Source organism: Candidatus Kuenenia stuttgartiensis, from assembly GCF_900232105.1.
GTDB classification, from domain to species: Bacteria; Planctomycetota; Brocadiia; order Brocadiales; family Brocadiaceae; genus Kuenenia; species Kuenenia stuttgartiensis_A.
Genome location: NZ_LT934425.1, coordinates 2,218,250 through 2,234,974, shown reverse-complemented (window position 1 = coordinate 2,234,974; position 16,725 = coordinate 2,218,250). Strand labels below are relative to the sequence as shown.

The 16,725-nt window shown below is 37.5% G+C and carries 17 protein-coding genes and 1 pseudogene; 7 read left to right on the top strand and 11 right to left on the bottom strand.

Annotated elements, in window-relative coordinates; translation table 11 throughout:
* Window positions 1-55: 55 nt before the first annotated feature.
* The 6 genes from KSMBR1_RS10275 to KSMBR1_RS10245 all read left to right on the top strand — a co-directional run bounded on the left by KSMBR1_RS10275 (window position 56) and on the right by KSMBR1_RS10245 (window position 9,588).
* Complete coding sequence (locus KSMBR1_RS10275; protein WP_169703993.1) at window positions 56-3,862, top strand: Eco57I restriction-modification methylase domain-containing protein; 3,807 nt, start codon at window positions 56-58, stop codon at window positions 3,860-3,862.
* Window positions 3,863-5,881: an argonaute/piwi family protein gene (locus KSMBR1_RS10270; protein WP_099325248.1), complete on the top strand. Its 2,019-nt coding sequence runs from the start codon at window positions 3,863-3,865 to the stop codon at window positions 5,879-5,881. It abuts the gene before it with no gap.
* Window position 5,882: 1 nt separating this feature from the next.
* A complete protein-coding gene (locus tag KSMBR1_RS10265; protein ID WP_099325247.1) occupies window positions 5,883-7,145 on the top strand; it encodes an SIR2 family protein in 1,263 nt (420 codons plus the stop codon).
* A 417-nt stretch (window positions 7,146-7,562) separates the two neighbouring features.
* Window positions 7,563-8,591 (top strand): hypothetical protein, encoded by a 1,029-nt coding sequence (locus KSMBR1_RS10260; protein ID WP_099325246.1) that lies wholly within the window; start codon window positions 7,563-7,565, stop codon window positions 8,589-8,591.
* 496 nt (window positions 8,592-9,087) lie between these two features.
* Window positions 9,088-9,336 carry a DUF4258 domain-containing protein gene (locus KSMBR1_RS10250; RefSeq protein WP_230407990.1) on the top strand — a complete coding sequence of 83 codons (249 nt, stop codon included), beginning with the start codon at window positions 9,088-9,090 and terminating at the stop codon, window positions 9,334-9,336.
* Window positions 9,337-9,351: 15 nt separating this feature from the next.
* Entirely contained in the window at window positions 9,352-9,588 is a 237-nt protein-coding gene (locus tag KSMBR1_RS10245) for a DUF2283 domain-containing protein (RefSeq protein WP_099325244.1), read from the top strand.
* Window positions 9,589-9,788: 200 nt separating this feature from the next.
* Here the strand turns inward: KSMBR1_RS10245 and KSMBR1_RS10240 are convergent, their stop codons facing one another.
* The 3 genes and pseudogenes from KSMBR1_RS10240 to KSMBR1_RS10230 form a co-directional block, all read right to left on the bottom strand.
* Window positions 9,789-10,115 carry a helix-turn-helix domain-containing protein gene (locus tag KSMBR1_RS10240; RefSeq protein ID WP_099325243.1) on the bottom strand — a complete coding sequence of 109 codons (327 nt, stop codon included), beginning with the start codon at window positions 10,113-10,115 and terminating at the stop codon, window positions 9,789-9,791.
* A 1-nt stretch (window position 10,116) separates the two neighbouring features.
* Window positions 10,117-10,476: pseudogene (locus tag KSMBR1_RS23405) on the bottom strand (type II toxin-antitoxin system RelE/ParE family toxin).
* A 511-nt stretch (window positions 10,477-10,987) separates the two neighbouring features.
* Window positions 10,988-11,431, bottom strand: a complete 444-nt coding sequence (locus KSMBR1_RS10230; RefSeq protein WP_157820518.1) for a hypothetical protein — start codon at window positions 11,429-11,431, stop codon at window positions 10,988-10,990.
* 52 nt (window positions 11,432-11,483) lie between these two features.
* Between KSMBR1_RS10230 and KSMBR1_RS23400 the strand changes: the two genes are divergently transcribed.
* Window positions 11,484-11,597, top strand: a complete 114-nt coding sequence (locus KSMBR1_RS23400; RefSeq protein ID WP_099325241.1) for a nucleotidyltransferase domain-containing protein — start codon at window positions 11,484-11,486, stop codon at window positions 11,595-11,597.
* 395 nt (window positions 11,598-11,992) lie between these two features.
* Here the strand turns inward: KSMBR1_RS23400 and KSMBR1_RS10220 are convergent, their stop codons facing one another.
* The 8 genes from KSMBR1_RS10220 to KSMBR1_RS10185 form a co-directional block, all read right to left on the bottom strand.
* Window positions 11,993-12,247 carry a DUF504 domain-containing protein gene (locus KSMBR1_RS10220; protein ID WP_099325240.1) on the bottom strand — a complete coding sequence of 85 codons (255 nt, stop codon included), beginning with the start codon at window positions 12,245-12,247 and terminating at the stop codon, window positions 11,993-11,995.
* Between the two features lie 74 nt (window positions 12,248-12,321).
* Complete coding sequence (locus tag KSMBR1_RS10215; RefSeq protein ID WP_099325239.1) at window positions 12,322-13,020, bottom strand: phosphoribosyltransferase; 699 nt, start codon at window positions 13,018-13,020, stop codon at window positions 12,322-12,324.
* A gap of 507 nt (window positions 13,021-13,527) precedes the next feature.
* Complete coding sequence (gene rd / locus KSMBR1_RS10210) at window positions 13,528-13,686, bottom strand: rubredoxin (RefSeq protein ID WP_099325238.1); 159 nt, start codon at window positions 13,684-13,686, stop codon at window positions 13,528-13,530.
* Between the two features lie 129 nt (window positions 13,687-13,815).
* Window positions 13,816-14,271, bottom strand: coding sequence for a protein tyrosine phosphatase family protein (locus tag KSMBR1_RS10205; protein WP_099325237.1), 456 nt, complete (start codon window positions 14,269-14,271; stop codon window positions 13,816-13,818).
* A 72-nt stretch (window positions 14,272-14,343) separates the two neighbouring features.
* The gene (locus KSMBR1_RS10200) at window positions 14,344-14,757 is read right to left on the bottom strand and encodes a DsrE/DsrF/DrsH-like family protein (RefSeq protein WP_099325236.1); all 414 of its coding nucleotides are present in this window, start codon (window positions 14,755-14,757) and stop codon (window positions 14,344-14,346) included.
* An 8-nt stretch (window positions 14,758-14,765) separates the two neighbouring features.
* A complete protein-coding gene (locus KSMBR1_RS10195; protein ID WP_230405714.1) occupies window positions 14,766-15,248 on the bottom strand; it encodes a hemerythrin domain-containing protein in 483 nt (160 codons plus the stop codon).
* A 285-nt stretch (window positions 15,249-15,533) separates the two neighbouring features.
* Window positions 15,534-16,349 carry an aldo/keto reductase gene (locus KSMBR1_RS10190; RefSeq protein ID WP_197705158.1) on the bottom strand — a complete coding sequence of 272 codons (816 nt, stop codon included), beginning with the start codon at window positions 16,347-16,349 and terminating at the stop codon, window positions 15,534-15,536.
* Window positions 16,350-16,424: 75 nt separating this feature from the next.
* Window positions 16,425-16,685: a DUF2024 family protein gene (locus tag KSMBR1_RS10185; protein WP_099324986.1), complete on the bottom strand. Its 261-nt coding sequence runs from the start codon at window positions 16,683-16,685 to the stop codon at window positions 16,425-16,427.
* Window positions 16,686-16,725: the final 40 nt, after the last annotated feature.

Below are 16,725 nucleotides of genomic sequence, written 5' to 3'. Positions count from 1 at the left end.
TTTTCAAAAAACTAAAATATTATAATAAACGAAAGCCCGAAGGGGTGGCATGATTATGGCGAAAGACCTCAGGCAAAAAATAAAGGAAGCCATCCAGCAATTTGGCGCTGGCAACCTTTCCGAAAATGCATTAAACCTCTTTCAAACCCTTGGCTATATTACCGAACGCCGGGCGCCTTTGGAAAAGCCTGCCTATATTGCATTCAGAGATTCCTTCATAGATAGTCAATCCATGTTTAATGAAGACAAGGCATTGGTAAAAGACTGGAAATATGTTGACCTGCTCTTCCAGCTTTCTAAGGAAGAGGTAACAAGGCAATTGTCACTGTTCGATACCAAACAGGTTGACCGCACTGTCATTGAAACGTATTTGTTCTTTGCCATAGAACTGGCGAAAGAACACTACAGCAGAACCGAACTTTCACACATCACCCGTGAAGTCAATCGCCTGTTTCCCATGCCAGTTATGATTTTGTTCAAACACGGTTTTTCGCTCACACTTTCTGTCATCAACCGCAGGCTGCACAAACGGGACGAAAGCAAGGATGTACTTCAGAAAGTAACCCTCATCAAAAACATCCGCATATCCCCCGCTGGCGGGGGTGATGTAGAAATCCCCCTTAAAAAAGGGGGTAAGGGGGTTGTTTTGGGCAAGGAAATTGTTTCCGGCGGCGATGGCGCAGTCACCCACCGCGCCCACATAGAAATCCTCTTCGACCTCTCATTCAATGAACTAAAAAACAAACACGGCTTTACCAATTTTGTGGAACTGCATAATGCCTGGCAAAAGGCATTAGACACCTCCGAACTCAACAAACGTTTCTTCAGGGAACTTGCCAACTGGTATTTTTGGGCCACACAAAAAGTGGTGTTTCCTGATGATGCAGGAAAGGACAAAGATGTACGCAATGCAACCAGTGTTATCCGTCTCATCACCCGTTTGATGTTTGTTTGGTTCCTGAAAGAAAAAGGACTGGTTCCGGATGCATTATTTGATGAGAAGCAGTTGAAGAAACTGCTCAAATATACTGACAATAAGAAAAGCGCTTACTATAAAGCCATCCTGCAAAACCTGTTCTTTGCTACCCTAAACACCGAAATGGGCAAGCGCGGGTTCAGGACTAAAAATGACAGCGGACGCGATGGACATTATTTCATCCACAACGTATTCCGTTACGAGAATGAATTTGTAAAACCAAAAGAAACACTGGAGCAATACTTTTCTCCGATCCCTTTTCTCAACGGCGGTTTGTTTGAATGCCTGGATAAGGAACTGGACGATGACGGCAAACGAAAGCGCATCCGTATTGACAGCTTCAGCGACCGGGAAGATAATGTGCTGGAAGTGCCGGACGAGCTGTTTTTTAACGAAAAAGGTGTGGACGTCGATTTAAGCAGGATCTACAGTTCATCCAAAAAAAATAAAGAAAAGGTTTACGGGATCATTGACATTCTGAACAGCTATAAATTTACTGTTGCCGAAAATACACCCATAGAAGAAGAAATAGCCCTCGACCCCGAATTGCTTGGTAAGGTATTTGAAAACCTTTTAGCCAACTACAATCCCGAAACCCAAACCACTGCCCGCAAACAGACCGGTTCGTTTTACACTCCGCGCGAGATTGTAAACTACATGGTGGACGAATCATTGCTGGCCTACCTCAAGCAATCTCTCTCATCTTGTCATGATGTCCCATCCCGTAGTTCCGTCTCAGCCGGTCATTCTGTCCCCTTTTGTCATTCTGAGCGGAGCGAAGAATCTAACAACACCGACAAAAACGAAGAAAGATTACGCGACCTGCTCAGTTATTCTGAAAACCCCAATCCCTTCAATACTGAGGAAGCCGGGGTTCTTGTTAAGGCGATTGATACCTGTAAGATTTTAGACCCTGCCTGCGGCTCCGGGGCTTTCCCAATGGGCATACTGCACAGGATGGTTCATATACTGCATAAACTCGATCCCAACAACGCCCGATGGAAACAACGGCAGTTAGATAAGGTAGATAAACTGATTGAAGATGCCGAAGGCATTTCAGACACCCGTGTCAGGGAAAAAGTAATTGAAGACCTGCACAACACGCGCAGAGATATTGAAGAAGCCTTTGATAACAACGAATTTGACTATGGACGCAAGCTCTACCTCATAGAGAACTGCATTTATGGTATAGATATACAGTCCATCGCCGTACAGATAGCCAAGCTGCGGTTCTTTATTTCCCTGATTGTTGATCAAAAGGTAAATCACAGGAGAGACAACTTAGGCGTACGTCCCCTGCCAAACCTGGAAACGAAATTTGTGGCTGCCAATACATTGATAGGGCTGGAAAAAGAAAAGGCGCATTTGTTTACCAACCCTGATATAGAAAAGAAAAAGGCCGAACTGAAAAAGGTGCGGCACGATTACTTTGAAGCCCGGACGCCCAGGCGTAAGGAAACCTGCCGTATAAAAGACAAACAATTGCGTGACGAACTGGCTGAATTGCTAATAGAAAACCATGACTTCCAACCTGCCACTGCCAAAAAAATAGCCGCCTGGGATCCTTACGACCAGAACAACTCGGCTACTTTCTTTGACACAGAGTGGATGTTTGGGATTAAGGAGGGGTTTGATGTGGTGATTGGGAATCCGCCGTATATTCGGGCTGAAGATTTGGGAGATTTGAAAACTTATCTTAAGGCTACCTACACCGTATTTGCCCCAAGCGGAGATATTTTTTATTATTTCTATGAGAGGTCTTTTAATATTCTGACAAATCAGGGAGTTTTTTGTTTTATCAATAATGCGTTTGATAAAACAACTGCCGGAAAAACTCTACGTAAATATGTCTCGGATAATTTTTCATTAAACAAGTATGTTGACTTTAAATCTGTTGGTGTTTTTGAGGGTACCACAACCTACCCAATAATCCTTCTTGCGATAAAATCAAAGCATCAGGAAGCATTTGCATATCTCAAAGTAACCGAAGATCTATTTGGCAATTTTAATTCGGGTAGAGCCATTTCTTATACGCTTCTACCAAGTTCAGCACTGAAGCAGTTTTCCTGGAGTTTTGATCATCAGGGACAAGTGGAGTTATCAGAGAAAATATCCATTCATAAGAAGTTGAAAGACGTATTTGGAAAGTGCTATTATGGTATTAAAACAGCATTAAATGAGGCATTTATAACAGAAAAAGACTTGGGAAACAGCAAGCACCTCAAACCTGTTTTCGAGGGCAAAGATATCAAGAAATGGCAGACCCCAGCGATTGATAAAAAGATGATCGTCTTCGAAAACAAGTCAACACGTACGTATTTTAACGGACAGGACGAAGCAAAGGCATTTGAAGCAATGAGGGCTGCTTTTCCATCAATCATGAACCATCTTAAGCCCTTTGCTGAGGCAGCAAGAAAGCGATATGACAAGGGGGAGTTCTGGTGGGAACTTAGAAACTGTGCTTATTATGACCTGTTTGCAAAACCAAAAATAATATTCCCCAACCTTCAAAACTCCAACAAATTTGCCTATGATATTAGCGGTACATACCTTAATGCGCCGGCAGTTTTCTTGCCAACCGATGCGAAATGGCTATTAGGGATTCTTAACTCAAAAGTTGTTTGGTATTTTTTGAAAACGATATGTGTTGTAAGAAGCGGTGGATTCATCGAAGTCAAGCCTCAATATTTCGAACAAATTCCCATACCAATCCTTAAAAATACAGATAAGAAACAATTAGATTCTCTTGTTGACCAAATCCTCACCGAAAAGCAAAAAGACCCTAATGCCGACACGTCACCGCTGGAAAGGCAGATTGACCAGCTTGTTTATAAACTCTACGGTTTGACCGGGGTAGAAATTACAATAATTGAGGGAGGTAAATAAATGAGTACTTTGTTGTTAAATAGAACAAATTTGCGGTTCCATTTAGACAAACAATGGTTTGTAAACATTAAAAATAAAGAAGGTTTTGTCATCACTGCTAAAGAATCACAATGGTTAAGAAACAAAATCAAAAATGATGAAGCAAAAAATAATTTTAATGAGTGGCTTAAAAAAAACAATATTAAGGATGAAGACCCAGTTGAAATCGAATTTTCTCTGGATAGGGATAATAATTCTTATTTCATTTCATCTGATAATTTTGATATTAAATCTTTAAAGAGATTAATTATTAAACAGGAGTTAACTAATTACTTTTTAGATAAAGGTTTTTATGTTGATCTAAATCCTACTGCTTTTGACCTCTCCGTTTATAAACGTAAAGAAGATTTTAAAACAGACTGGGAAATATATATTAGGTATGATTTAGTTTATAAATCTTTTAATGAAGAGCTATCCATTAGTGTTGGAAGTGAGTTTACATTAATAAGTAGAAAAGAAATTTTTCAAATTGATGGTATTCGGAAAGTAGTTAACATTGGGAATAAATTAATCTGTAAATATGAACAAATTCTATCAGGAGATTCATTTAAAGTTATCGCTGATAAACAAATGCGGTCAGGAATAGAAGGAGCGAATAGAGTCATTCCTTGCAGCTATAAAACAGAGTATAAAAACATTCTTGATTTTCTTAAATCGGGACTAAAGGATTTTGAATCTGTTTTTTTTAATATTGATAAAACTGGTTTTAAAACCGTTTTAGATAAAGACAGGCAAAGAATAATATTAAAAGATAATTTAATGGTTTTTGGCGGTGAAAATAAAACTGTTAATGCAGTAATTGGAATGCGGGAGTATGGACCGTATAAAAAGATTGATAATGCTAACGATATAAAAATCCTTTTTATTTACAATGAAAGGGATGATGCCAATAAAGTATATCAGTATTTAAGAAACGGGTTAAAACAATTTCCAGGATTGCTAACATATGTTGGTATTCCTGTAGTATTGGACAAGGAAAAAAGCCTATACTATTCAAGCACTGGAGAATTATCCACAAAGTTACAGGAATTTCTTGCCGCCCAATTTCCCGATAATGACTATTATAACTATGCGGCAGTAATTATAGGGCCATTTAGCAAATACGAAAGTGACGAAGAAGAGGAAAAAACTTATTATGAAATTAAAAAGCTCTTACTTGATAAAGGAATTACCTCTCAGTTTATTGCAAATAAAACTGTTCGTAGTGGAAATTTTAATTATTGCTTGCCCAACATAGCAATTGCTATATTGGCAAAATTAGGCGGAATCCCATGGAAACTAAACACAAAAAAATATAATGATTTAGTGATTGGATATAATTACAAAAAATTACAAGACCAGAAATGGATAGGCAGCGCTGTATTTTTCGACAATGAAGGGCGCTTGGGAAGGATATACGGTTTCTCAGAGGAGAGAGCAGGAGAAGATTTAATATCTCATTTGAAGATCGCAATAGATGACTATTCAAAGTCTATTGGTAGTCCTGACAGATTAACTATTCATTATTACAAACCACCAAGAAAAGATGAGATAAAAAATTTTGAGCAGGTAATTTACAACAAATTAAATTTAGATATACCTTTTGCGCTTACTGAAGTCAATGATACCAAAAGCAAGTCAGATATATGTTTTGATACCGAATATGATATGGGGATGCCTGAAAGTGGAACTTATGTAAAAATTGGTAAAGACGAATATTTGCTTTTCAATAATAATAGATATGAAAAAGAGCCAGTTCGTAAAGTAAAAGATGAGTTGCCCATTAAAGTGAAAATATTCCATGCAGATGTAGGTGGTTTTTCACATCGAGAAATATTGTCGCAGGTATATGAATTTTCACGATTAAATTGGAAGGGACTGATGCAAACAAGTCAACCTGTAACAACCAAATATTCTAAAATGATAGCAGATTTTTCTTTGCATTTTAACGGAGAAATCTCAGAAAACAAGATTTCGCAAAAAACTCCTTGGTTTATTTAATATGGAAGTAGAACTTATAAAAAAGACGCTATTCTTTTTGGGAGCTGGTTTCTCCTTTGGAACAGGATGTTTAACATCAGGTGAAATGTTCAGCGATTTAAAGAAAAAGATTCTTTCGGATGATGATAGTTTTACTCCAACCGAAAAAGAAGCCTTACAGTTTTTAATATCCTGTATGGCATACCATGCCGAGTGGCGATCAATAAAAACTGGCGGAGAAATAGAATTTAACCCAAATATTGAAGAATTGGTTCTCCTCATTAGAAGGATTAAAAATAGAGAACTTTTTTTGCCCTATCCGATTACAGGTAATTGGGCAGATAAATTGGTGGAACTGGAGACTGCTTATAAAAAACAGGACAGAAAAAATCTTTTTGAAGAATTGGAATTGAAATTGAAATCCCTTTTGAAAAATCATTGGTTGGAATCTGATGAAGATAAATTCGGCTACCTTGCCCCAATACGGGCATTCTTTCAAGGCTATTCAGAGCAGAGTTTCCGATTAGACGTTTGTACTTTAAATAATGACTTAGTAATTGAGAAGTATTTTGGCGCTCATCATGAAATTCCCTGGAGGGGTTTTTATAACGGTAAATGGATAGGTATTGATGATGAAGATAAATTAGACGAGTTTGGAAGGATAAATTTATATAAACTTCATGGTTCTATTGACTGGGCCAGAGTTGAATCTGGTGAAATATATGAAGAATCAAAGTTTCCTGAAGAAGAAAAAGAGTATATTGAACCCTTTCATAATCCATATGTGATTTTTGGACAAGGATCTAAAACCATTTCGGTTGAACCTTTTTTTAGCCTTATGAAAAAATTTAATGAATTGCTAAGAATTAAAAAATATATATTTGTTATAGGTTATAGTTTTTTTGATCCATATATTAATAATCTGCTATTTTACGCGTCAAAAGGTTTTAACAGACTTATCATCGTTAATCCCAAGTTTGGTCCAAAAAGAATTTATAATAGTGAAATAATTGATTTTGATGAAAACGATTTTTTCAAAATAAAATATCCTAAAGGTACAAATCCGAAGGATTTAGAGGTATATATAAAAAATATCCAAAAGGACTCCTTTTTTTCTGAACTGCCAGAATATAATTATACTGGCATTACAGCTCAGAATATTGACTTCGTTCCCTTAGAAACTTCTATCTTTATTGAGAAATATTTTTCTAATAAGGGTGAGTTGTTGCTCAGTTTCATTGATAAATACGATAAAGAAATGAAAGATTACGAAGAACCGTTCTGATAACGCAGCCAGCAGCGTCGGACCTTTGAGATAGTTGATGGGGTCACCTTATCTATTGACATTTACAATGCTGGTCTAGAATAAATATGGTCTGCGACTCTTTTACAAAAATCATTGCCAGACCTGAATTCAAGCGACATCATGCCTAATTTTAGCCGGGAATAATCAGGGGACACTTCCCATATTTTCCACCAGATCGAGCAAGAAATATGGGAAGTGTCCCCTGATTATCCCTTGACTATGATGCCTCAGCGCTTAGGCATGGGGTCTCCTTCATATTTAAATTCTGAACAATAGTACTGACCCTCCGACCCTCTGTCCACAACTTTAAAAAACTTGCAAATTTTACAACTTTTGTTACAAGTATCCTATTGCAAGGCGTAAAGGAAGGTTTTTTTAATAGGACATGTAAGCGAAATGAAAATCTTTGGCATTTCTAAAAATATCATATTAGTATTCATCATCTTAATAAGTATCGCTTTAAATTTATTCGCTCATGAAAGTACCACCTCTTTAATAAGCAACAATAACGTCTCTATCGAAAAAGATAAAAATAACGAAAATATCTTCAGGAAAGAGGCAAAAAAAGTAGTACTTTGTTACGAACGTAATAAGAAGAGGGTGTTTGATTTTATACTTTCTTTAATCAATATGTTTGTTGGAGCTATTCTCGCATTAGCTGGTTCTTGGCTTACGTCCTTCCGTACTGATAGAAAAAGGAGAAAAACGATAAAAAAAGAATTAGAGAATAATAAAAACTATTTAACCGAAAAATATAAAAATATTTTTGAAGAATTATTAGAAAACGATTTACGAAAACTAACAAAAAATTTATCAGAAAAAGGCATTGATAATGCTATCAATTTTGACTTTCATAACGACGATGAATTTAAAAACGTAAGTCTAGAAAATCTCTGTAAAGAAATTAATAAAGATTTAAAAGCAAATAGAATTGATGAGATAGTAGTAGTTGATAAAGAGCTAAACAAACTTTTGTGTAAACCTATGCTCTATGATGATATTTTTAAAAAAAGAATACCTGCGTTTAAGCTCTCAGAAGAAACAGAAGGATTAGTTAACCATACGAATGACTACAGAAAAAAATCAGCCGCCGAATTAAACGAATTAGAGAAATATTTCATAAAAAGACTTAACCGTTTGCTTATAGAAGCTGCTTATCCAGCGCATTCCCCAAACATTAAAGTAACAAGATTAACTAAAGATTTAGAGAATGATTATTTTATTTATCTTTCAGACACCTCTTGGAATCAATATAAGTATGTAATCAGCAATAAAGACATAAAAATAAGTAAAGCATATATGTTAATTGGTGAAATTAATGCTTCATCAAAGGCTTCTGTACATGCAGATAAAGAAAAAACACTTCCTCGGCTTGCGCAGGCAATTATCAAAGCAAAAGACGCTATAGACGAAGCTATAGCTTGATAGTATAGGAATTTTCATTTTATTTAAGCAGGTTTTGCGGTAGGGTGGATCAAGAGAGAGTTCAGGGTCCGGCCTTCATATTTCAATTACAGGCAAAAATGTATTTGGCATAATGCAATTTTCAAAACCACCCTATCAATGCCCTGCAACTAAAGATACAAACTGGTTCGCCATAGCTTTTGATCCCATAAAAATCTTTGAACCACCAATTTCTTTAGAAAGAATCAAGGCAAGGTTGTACTTTAAAAACATTTAAATCAGGCTGCCTTCGGCAACGACTTTTTGAATACACAATAAATGCTGGCAAAACAACCCCCTAACCCCATTTATTAAGGGGGAATTCCTCAAGTCCCCCTTAGAAAAGGGGGATTTAGGGGGTTGTTTTAACCAAATAATTCTTAACTTAATAGCATTGAGTTGCAAACCTGAACCCGCATTGGAAAGAAAATGTCGTATAATTACGTAAATAAGAATCTGGGAAAAAGGAGAATGAACAGTGATAAAACTTCATCCGCATGCAAGAGAGCGAATGACTGCGCGTGGAGCAACAGAAGATGAGGTTGTCGCAACTGTTGAAAGAGGCGAAACTTTTCTGGCAAAATTTGGCAGGACAGGTTTCAGAAGAAACTTTCATTTTGACGGTATTTGGCGTGAGATGCAGTATGCAACAAAACAGATTGAAGCAATTGCCGTAAAAGAAAATAACGACTGGATAGTTGTTACAGTAATAACCAAATATTTTTAGGAAGGAGGGAAGAAAATGAGACTAACCTATGATCCGAGATACAACATAGCTTATATAAGGTTGCATGAGAAAACAACAGGAGTGGAGACAATAAAGGTAGGGGAAGAGATTAACATAGACATAGCTCCTGACGGTACCATTTATGGGATTGAATTACTTAACGCCAACGAACAGTTGAAAAAGGAAGATGCCGGCAAGCTCTTCGTAATTAACGAAGCAACCGGAGAAAAATCTGAAGTAGTCTTGTCGTGAACATGAGACAGATGGTCAGGCATTCATTATTCAACTATTATTCAGGGAAATATAGGGACACTTCCCTTATTTTCCCAAGATCAAGCAAGCAATATGGGAAGTGTCCCCTGATTATCTGATTGTGTGACTGACCCAGATGTGACTGCCTGCCCTATCAAACTTAAGATAAAGGAATGTGTAACCCTTTAAAACGAACAAGATCAATGTATATATGCGACTTCAATACTACGCTTCGCTTTAACTTTAGATTTATCGGTAATGGTTATTTCTATGTGTTGATCTAATTTTTCTAGAAAAGAAAATAACCGTTCCATAGAAAAACCCTTTAATCTCCCATTTTTTAGAGCAGATATTTTCGGTTGATTTACTCCAAGAATTTTTCCGGCTTGCTCCTGGGAAAGTCCTCTTTCCTCAATTATATCATTAATAATTGAAGCCAATCTTGCTTTAGCTAATTCTTCTTCCGGATTTTCAAAGTCTAAATCATTAAATACGTTTCCTGAACCGACGATATAATCTTCTTTCATCTTATTTTCCTTCGGCTATTTCTTTCGCTCTTTTTAATCGTTGCTTTATGACCTCGATTTCTTCTTTCGGAGTCTTTATGCCCTTTTTGGATTTCTTTTTGAAAGTATGGAGCACGTAAATATTCACTCCCAGTTTATAAGTATATATTCCTCTGTAGGTATCTTTATCCTAATCACTGACAATTTCCATAACACCATCGAAACCTTTTAGTGGATTCGTTCTGTGATGCTTTTTATTCATCTGTGCCTGATATAATGCATACCCAAATTCTCTTTGTACTTCTTTTGGAAATTCTTTCAAGTCTTTCAATGAAGAACCTATCCAAATAATAGATTTTAACATCTCGCTTTTCCAAGTCATACATTCGCATCAAATATCCCACATTAAGGATGATTGTGCAATACTTATTTCTCTTTTTCTTCCGCTTAACGGCTTTACAGTAATTCGCTGTTAAATTTCAGTTATACTGATGAGAACATGAGATTTGCATAAAGGGTCATGGGGTCACCGTATCTATTTACAATGCTGGTCTGGAATAAATATGGTCTGCAACTCTTTTCCAAAAATCATTGCCAGACTTGAATTCAAGCGACATCATACCTAATTTTAGTTCGTAGAATCAAGTAAGGTATTTCCGAAATTACCAGGAATTTGCAATTTTCCAAGTTGAGTTCGCGGGAGCTTATAATCTGAATTGCCTTCTATGAGATATTTCCAACAGAGGGTAGCATTTTAGTTTTTTGAAAAAGTATGGGCGATGCATTTGCCCGTTTGGGTATGAACACATTTATGACAATTTATAGCAAATGCTTCGCCCCTACACTGTGCGGCAAACAGCGCTAGTATTGGAATTTTTCGAAAAACCAAAGTGTTACAACAAAGGTGAGTAAAGCTCATCTTCTATTTCAGATAAAGCCTTCTGTGTGAGCCGGTAATTATCCTGTCTAAGCCTATTTATTGGTTTCTGAATGAGGTTGTTGAGTGTTTTTTTGCCTTTATCTTTTATTTTCATTCGCAATTCAACCTTTTCTACCCTTAATGCTTTAACGCCAATTTCAATTCTATATAACCGACTACTATTTTTGCCAATTACAAATGTAACGTAATTATCTTGCGGTTCTGCTTTCGTTGGTTCGTCGCCTATATATTTAAATTCAATAACAAATCGGTACTTCTCTTTGTTATAGGAACCACGCACAGCCTCTGGTATATCGTAAGACGATATCAGAAATTCAACTTTAACCTTAGAACCTTCGGTTTGTAGCCGCTTCATGAATTCTTCACCGTCAGGTTTTACTTGAAGCCATCTTGACAACGGGGTACACCTCATTGTTAATAAAGATGAAATAAGACGAGTCACAAAAAATATGGCCATTGTCGCCGATTCTGAACGGGTAATTGTATTTGGCTCTTATGCGCGTGGTGAAGCTACAGAGCAAAGTGATGTATACTCAATCAGACTGAAACCACGGGTTTCGTAACACTTTAGTTTTTTGAAAAATTCCCGGTATAGAAAAAATACCATGTAGCCCCGTTAGGGGCGGTCTGTTTGTAGCACAATAAAATTCAATAGAGTAAATAGCTCCGTAGGAGCGGCCTGTCCATATTCAGGCAGACCTGTTTAATATGGATTTACAAGAGACAGGTCGCTCCTAATTGCAGAGACAGGTTTCAAACCTGTCTCTACGATCTGTTATAATATCCTATTTTGTTACAAACAGGCCGCTCCTACGGAGCTTAATCGATGGGGTCAAGCCTTATCTATTGACAATGCTGGTCTGGAATAAATATGGTCTGCAATAGATAATAATTTGGCAAACACATATAAACAAGGAAAAGAGGCCACTTCACCGGGCAGGCGTAAAAGATAAACGATTCAATGTGGCCTGTTCCAGATCAGTTCTCCGTCCTTATAGACCTCCCTCACACGGTGAAAAGGAATTGTTAATAATTCTCCATTAGCGTCCATCAACTGGAAGGTAGCGTGGTTTCCTTTTTCTAAAAGGATATTTTTAAAGGGGACCCTCATGATTTTCTGTGCAACGCGGTCAAAGTAACCGATTTCAAAAGTACCTTTCCCAAATTCGCTGTTCCAAAGTATTTTGTTCAGCAGTTCATGAATGGGAATCATTATTTATGTTTACCTTCCTTTCAATAATGATAAATCGTAATATCTTAAAGGTTCTAAAAAAAATCTTTCAATAATCAGTCATTGCTTGTCCCTGATTCGTTGAAATTTTTTAAGAAAGATAGTACTTCATCATCATCCAAATCATGCCAGTTCTCATAGGCGTCTGCCACGGCGAAAACAAAACCGCTTCTCACGTTAAGGCAAACAAGTTCATCAACCTGAGACAGAACGTCATCAACCGTTTCTTTTGATCCTGTTGGAACGGCAACTACAACCTTTTGAGGTTCATGTCTTTTTATAAATGCAATGGCGGAAAGCATGGTATAACCGGACGCCAATCCATCGTCTACAATAATTGCGACCTTGTTTTTTACGGAAGGAAATGGCACGCCTTTTCTAAAGAGATCGTTTCTCTTTTTGATTGTTTCTCTAGTTCTTTGAATCTGTCGTTTAACCTCTTCTGCAGATAAGTTGAGTTTGCTGAAGAGTTTTTCATTCAATAATACCATGTTATCAGGGCTGACAGCGCCAAATCCGGATTCTGTGTTATAGGGTATCTGTACCTTTCGCACAATGAGTAAGTCAAGGGGAAGCACAAGGGCATTTGCTATTTCTGCAGCTACCGGGACGCCTCCGGAAGGTATGCCAAGCACTATGGCATCGGTGTTTTTGTGTCCCACGAGCTGTTGCGAAAGGAGTTTTCCTGCTTCTCTCCTGTCTTTAAAGACATATAATTTGTTTCGAAATGATTTATCTTCAATAAGTGTATGCATGTTTCTGTGTTACCAATACAATAATTTACTGAAAATAGTTTAAATTGATTCCATAAAATAGTAATAAACATTTCCCAAAAACGGGGAATGAGGGTCAAACCTTGATCAGTGATTATAAGTCATAAGTCGGAAAGTAGCTATTATGAAATCAAAGATATCTAAAGAAGAGCTTCTTCGGGAATTAAGGGATTAAGGGGACACTTCCCATATTTATTGCTTGATCTGGTGAAAAAAACATGGGAAGTGTCCCTATGTTCCTCCCTTGGGGGTTGAAGCGATAAGACTTGCACCCGCACAGAAAGACGATCTCTGTGCACTGGGTGCATTGTCAGAAAAGGAAGATAGTACGCGGAGGCATGTGTTTGCGGTAATGTGCTAGCGTACACGATACTCCGGCGGCATTTTTGTTTTTTGACTTGAGGTGAATCTCCGTTGAAGTTGAGCAGGTCAATCCAGAAATTTTTTACCCCCATCTGTCTCCATTGATATGTCATTTATCCAAAACTTTTAAATTTGTTCAAACTGTTCCTTTGGAGCGCCACATGGAGGGCATGTCCAATCATCAGGTAAATTTTGAAAGCTGGTGCCAGGATCAATTCCATGGTCAGGATCGCCAGAACTGGGGTCATAGATATATCCACAAACCAAACATTTGTATCTTTCCATTTTTAAAACTTCTCCTTATATTCTTTGATTTTCAAAACTTTTCATTAAAAAAACTAATTAAAGAGGTTTTTAAAGATTGCTTTGGGCTAACCATCGCAATGACTACTTTCTATTAACGTTTCACTATAACTACACTTTCCCGTGCTGATTAATATAGTCTATGAAGAACGCTTTTAACTGCGGCACATCACATGCAAAACCCATAGACTCTGCCTTCTGAATCGCTTCCTCACCCGTGACTCCCTCTTTTAATGCCTGATACATCATAGTAAACGCCCCGGCGCGCTTCCCCGTATGGCAGTGTACGAAAACAGGTGCCGGGAGAAGCTCTATTTCTTTTCGAAATCGATCAACCAACTCCGGCTTGATTTCTTCTTTAGTTGATACCGGAATATGCAGGTATTTCATCCCTGTTTTTTTAACCAGATCCCCCTCCTCTTTTGGAGAAAGTGGCTGATCTTCTTCCCCGGAAGCCCGAAGATTGACAACCGATTTAAATCCTTGTTGCGGTAGTTTTTTAATTTCTTCTTCTGATGGTTGACTCGCCGATGTGACACTATCGTTGATTTTAATTCGATCCTTCATAGTAAACACCTCCTTTCAAAAATATGTGCAATATCAATGGTTGATACCCATGATCTTTATTTCTTTCATAAATTAAATAAATAGGATTTGATCCTGACCAGTCTCCGCGAGAAATGTGGTTAACCCCATACTCTTATCAACCTCATTTACAATTTCATCCCGCGATATATTTAACAAGCCCATAGAATTGGTACACACATAAAACTTTGCACCCATTGCCTTAGATTGAGTTAAAAGTTCAGATATTTCCTGAATATGGCCCTTTCTCATATGCGCTTCTAATAGCTTCCTGTGAGTCTGTCCCTCTTCATTAAGCTGGAACACAGACTTTCCTTTTATCAGATATTCTAATGCCCAATAGGTAAAAAAACACCTTACCTCTCTGCCCAATGCCAGGGCTACAAGGACTATGGAAAAACCGTGATAAATGCGGTCGTAAGAACCGCTATGAAATATGATCGCCAAACCTTTCTTATCTGTCTCCATGGTTTATTTCATTTGCCTCTTATGGTTTCTGCCCAATCCAGTAAAGGTACGCCTGCCTTTCTTGCGGCAGCAAGTTTCTCGCTTAAATTATCAACTTCCTTTTTACTCAATCTTTCGGAAAGTATGGACAAACCGTCACAGTTTGAGACGTGGACTAAAAGCTCCCTTGCTGCCGTGGTCGCCTTTTTTGCCTCTTCATCTGTCAGGCTATCCTTCTTTAATAGCTCAGCACAAGAACGGGCAGTAGCTATTACGCCATCATGCTCCTTTATTAACTGGTCTACGTGCTCGCCTAATAATACCCGCAGTGCGGGATAAAGAGTTTCTTCCTCATATCGAAAATGTGGGCCGACAGCCACGTTTATTTTGCCAAGTATTTTCCTTGCCGTAACAACATCCTTTGATTGCAAGGCTTCCATTAATTCAAGTAATCCGTCCCTTACCTTTCGGTGGTCTTCTCTAAATTCTACAATTGGATCTAACTTTGTCATCCTTATCATCCCCCTTTTTTAAATTTATTTTATGTGCATTATATAATTGGTTGCCTGTAAATGTAACTTTTCCCCTTTCAACACACAGCCTTCCTGCAAAGGAAACAATCTCTTTCATTCAATAATATTTGGCGGCATCTTCTTTCTTGAGTCCCCGTGGCCATAGACGGTCAATCAATACTCTGTCTCTGCACACCCTCGTCCGGTTTTTCGTAAACACGTTTTATTCCAAATATGGCAAATTTAAGCCTTTATTTCTAAAAATAATCAACCTTGTAAATTTATTTACGTCCTTGAATTAATAAATTCGTTATTTAATCTATCAGTATCTTCTTGTCTTAATTTCCAGCCAATTGCACCCAGGTTTTTTTCAAGATGTTCAACTTTTGTTGATTTCGAAATGACAACAATCCCCTTTTTAGAAATTAGCCAATTTATTGCAATTTGGGCCTGCGTCTTATGATACTTATCAGCTAATTCATCTAAGATTTTGAAACCCGGTTTTGCAAGCTTACCCTTTGCAAGTGGTCTCCATGCGATAATGAAAATATTATTTTCCTGGCAATAGGGAATTATTTCAGATTCCATATTCTCTGTAACTCTGCCTTTGTCTCTTACGAGTAGGTTGTATTCAATTTGATTAGCAACTATTTTGTTTTTGGTATATTTCTGCGCTTCTTTTATTTGGTCAACCGAAAAATTACTTACCCCAATACACCTAACCAGTTTCTGTTCAACTAAAAAATCCATTGCCTTCATGGTTTCCTGTATTGGGATATCCGGATTAGGCGCATGAATCAAATATAAATCAATATAATCCGTATTTAATCTTTGCAGGCTTCCTTTTGCAGAAGCAAGAAGATTGTCATAGCTTAAATGCTCCGGTGAAACTTTCGAGGTGATAAACAGGCTTTTTCTATCTAAACCAACGATTGCTCTTCCAACCAGTTCTTCTGAATGGCCTTGGGCATATGCTTCAGCGTTATCAATGTGTGTTATTCCAAGTTTGATTGCAGTTTTTATTGCAGAAATATTCTCTTTATCATACGTGGTATCTGCTTCATCTCCTCCGCCAATAGTCCATGTTCCAAGACCTATCACTGGTATTTTAATAGTTATTCGACAAATTTTTGAATTCCATGTTAGCCTCGCATCAAAATCGGGTTGGAGTGTTTCTCAATGACATCCTTCCATTTCATAAATGTAATAACCGCTTTCTTTAATAGCCTTTTCAATATCCTCTGACGCCTCTTCCATGTGGCAGAAACGACATTCTTTTGTTGTGAGTGGTTGTCCCTCCTGTCCCACTCTTTTTAGATATTCAAGGCCAAATTGAAGAACCTTTTCATGTGTCTGATCATCAGGGACGATAATATCAAAATGCATTGTCAGCCCGTTTTTCTTCACTACGTGTGTGTCATAGACAGATACTTTCATAGATTTCCCCTTTCTTCTTTTAGAATTAAAATATACCTTA

What these genes read in the sequence shown, in the direction of transcription:
- KSMBR1_RS10275 (WP_169703993.1), top strand. Translation starts at nt 56, where the DNA reads ATGGCGAAAGACCTCAGGCAAAAAATAAAGGAAGCCATCCAGCAATTT.
- KSMBR1_RS10270 (WP_099325248.1), top strand. Translation starts at nt 3,863, where the DNA reads ATGAGTACTTTGTTGTTAAATAGAACAAATTTGCGGTTCCATTTAGAC.
- KSMBR1_RS10265 (WP_099325247.1), top strand. Translation starts at nt 5,883, where the DNA reads ATGGAAGTAGAACTTATAAAAAAGACGCTATTCTTTTTGGGAGCTGGT.
- KSMBR1_RS10260 (WP_099325246.1), top strand. Translation starts at nt 7,563, where the DNA reads ATGAAAATCTTTGGCATTTCTAAAAATATCATATTAGTATTCATCATC.
- KSMBR1_RS10245 (WP_099325244.1), top strand. Translation starts at nt 9,352, where the DNA reads ATGAGACTAACCTATGATCCGAGATACAACATAGCTTATATAAGGTTG.
- KSMBR1_RS10240 (WP_099325243.1), bottom strand. Translation starts at nt 10,115, where the DNA reads ATGAAAGAAGATTATATCGTCGGTTCAGGAAACGTATTTAATGATTTA.
- KSMBR1_RS23400 (WP_099325241.1), top strand. Translation starts at nt 11,484, where the DNA reads ATGGCCATTGTCGCCGATTCTGAACGGGTAATTGTATTTGGCTCTTAT.
- KSMBR1_RS10220 (WP_099325240.1), bottom strand. Translation starts at nt 12,247, where the DNA reads ATGATTCCCATTCATGAACTGCTGAACAAAATACTTTGGAACAGCGAA.
- KSMBR1_RS10215 (WP_099325239.1), bottom strand. Translation starts at nt 13,020, where the DNA reads ATGCATACACTTATTGAAGATAAATCATTTCGAAACAAATTATATGTC.
- rd (WP_099325238.1), bottom strand. Translation starts at nt 13,686, where the DNA reads ATGGAAAGATACAAATGTTTGGTTTGTGGATATATCTATGACCCCAGT.
- KSMBR1_RS10205 (WP_099325237.1), bottom strand. Translation starts at nt 14,271, where the DNA reads ATGAAGGATCGAATTAAAATCAACGATAGTGTCACATCGGCGAGTCAA.
- KSMBR1_RS10200 (WP_099325236.1), bottom strand. Translation starts at nt 14,757, where the DNA reads ATGGAGACAGATAAGAAAGGTTTGGCGATCATATTTCATAGCGGTTCT.
- KSMBR1_RS10195 (WP_230405714.1), bottom strand. Translation starts at nt 15,248, where the DNA reads ATGACAAAGTTAGATCCAATTGTAGAATTTAGAGAAGACCACCGAAAG.
- KSMBR1_RS10185 (WP_099324986.1), bottom strand. Translation starts at nt 16,685, where the DNA reads ATGAAAGTATCTGTCTATGACACACACGTAGTGAAGAAAAACGGGCTG.